The sequence below is a fragment of the Paenisporosarcina sp. genome (genome assembly GCF_049671445.1).
Taxonomy (GTDB): domain Bacteria; phylum Bacillota; class Bacilli; order Bacillales_A; family Planococcaceae; genus Paenisporosarcina.
On record NZ_JBATUX010000132.1, the window covers coordinates 1 to 2,323 of the forward strand.

Sequence of the window (2,323 nt, forward strand, 5' to 3'; positions counted from 1 at the left end):
CCCATGAAAATCCAAAAGATTAATTCACGGCCAACAAATTGCTTCTTCGCGAAAATGTAGCCTAATACTGCGCAAAAGAGCATTTGACTGAAAACAGGAATAATAGTTATCACTACAGAGTTCCATATCCATCTTACGAATAAGCCATCTCTCATAATGTATAGATAGTTAGCGATTGATGGATTTTCAGGTATCCAAAATAAAGGATCTAATTGCGCGTATTCTATATCTTTAAACGACCCCATAATCATGATGACAAATGGCATTAGGAAGCAAAACCCTAATATGAATAACGCGATATATGCGATTAGTTTTTTCATAATAATCTAGGTTCTCCTTTCTTAAAAATACACCCATTAATAAATATTCGAGTCCTTCCCTAGATACTTCCTTTGTACAAGAGAAATAGCGAGGATGATAAAGAATAAAACGTACGATAACACAGCAGCATAGCTCAAGTTGAGACTATTAAAACCTTGTTGATATAAATAGTAAACAATCGTCGTTGTAGCATAGTTTGGGCCTCCACCAGTCAATAAGTAGGCAGAGTCGAAAATTTGAAACGAACCGATGGTGGTTGTGATTAATACATAAAAGTGGATAGGCTTTAATAAAGGAAACGTAATGGTCCAAAAAATCCGAAATGTTGAAGCTCCATCCATCTGAGCTGCTTCATACAAATTTTTGTCAATCGATTGCAGCCCTGCAAAATAATAAATCATCGTGCTTCCTGCAACTTTGAATACACTTAAACCGGCCAGAACAGCCAATGCTTGACTGGAATTCGCTAAGAATAATTGCGGTTCAATTCCAATAAAGCTAAGGATAAAGTTAATCATCCCTTCCTCTGTCCCTCTAAATAACCAACCCCATATACCTGCGATAATGACAAAAGAAGTGACAACAGGTAGGAAGAATACCCCTTTAAAGAAACGTGCTCCCCGAACACCTGAATTGATAATCAGTGCGAGAATTAAACCTAGCGCCATTGTAGGAGCAATATAATATAGAGAGAATTTTACGGTATTCCAAATTGCTTTCCACGCTAACGAATCGCTGAGAAAATACTTCCAATTTTCGAGACCAACAAATACGGGATCACCAATGATTTTCCAATCCATAAACGTTAAATAAAAGCTTAATAGAAATGGATAGACTTGAAAAACAGCGAAGTGGATAAGAACTGGGATTAATACGAGATAAACGATGGCATTACGATTCCACTCTTTTTTTAACCTTATACTAAGCGGCGGTTTACTTGTCTTGGTAGTCAGTGCTTTGCTCACCGTAACCACCCTTCGCTGTGTATATTGAAATAAGAGAGAGTTTGATCTAACTCAGATCAAACTCTCTAATACTTTTACTGAACTTTTGCTTTAATCGCTTCTGCAGCTGCATCCGCTGCTTCTTTTGGTGTTTTCTTACCTTCCATCATTGTTTGTAGTTCAGCCTGAATTAAAGGCATGATCGTACGACCTTCTGGATGAATAACACCAGGTAAAGCATATTGTGTATAAGTTGCTAGTTGTGCTAAATATTCATTGTCGCCAAAAATATCTTTAGCAGATTCACGAGTCGGGATATATTGAGTAACTGTATTAAACTTGCGTTGACTATCAGCACTCGTCATAAATTTAATAAATTCTGCCGATGCATCTGGGTTATCCGTATTGATAGGCGCTACGAACATACCAGTTGTTCCGTACGTTAATTGCTCTTTGTTTTTTAATGGCGGAGCAATAACAAAGTCAAATGTATCTTTCCCAAGCATCGCACTGACTGAATTTCCTGAACCAGTGACAGCTAACATTTTCCCGCCATCCCATAATTCATTATGGTGCATAGCCGTAATTGAATCTTTTGGAACCCATCCTTTTTTATACATATTGTTTATGAATTCGAAAGCTTCAACACCAGCTTCATTGTTAATCAATACTTCACCATCTTCAGTTAATACTTCCCCACCGGCCTGCCATAAGAATGGATATAACGTTCCATTCATAGAACCTCCGCCTTGGAAACTTGTTGCATAGAAATCTTTTGCTTTTGCTTTAGCTGCCCATTCTTCAAACTCATCCCAAGTTGCAGGTAGTTTTGTTGGATCTTCGCCGATCGCTTTTACAACGTCTACATTATAAAGAAGGGTATATGCTTCTTGTAAAATTGGAAGACCATATACTTTATCTTTCCAAGTTGTAGAAAGTAAAGCCGATTCAACGAAATCATCCATGTCGTTATCTTCTAAGTAAGGCGTCAATTCTAAAAGCATTCCAGCATCTGCATATTGTGGCATTTGGTCTGGAATAACGTAAAATACGTCTGG

General features: G+C 37.6%; 2 protein-coding genes and 1 pseudogene. All 3 read right to left on the bottom strand.

Annotated features, from left to right (window positions below; genetic code table 11):
- A pseudogene (locus WBG45_RS16325) lies at window positions 1–320 on the bottom strand (carbohydrate ABC transporter permease); the annotation flags it as partial.
- A gap of 36 nt (window positions 321–356) precedes the next feature.
- A complete protein-coding gene (locus tag WBG45_RS16330) occupies window positions 357–1,274 on the bottom strand; it encodes a carbohydrate ABC transporter permease (RefSeq protein WP_424416142.1) in 918 nt (305 codons plus the stop codon).
- Window positions 1,275–1,360: 86 nt separating this feature from the next.
- The coding region (locus WBG45_RS16335) for an ABC transporter substrate-binding protein (RefSeq protein ID WP_424416141.1) at window positions 1,361–2,323 on the bottom strand (963 nt) is incomplete at its 5' end.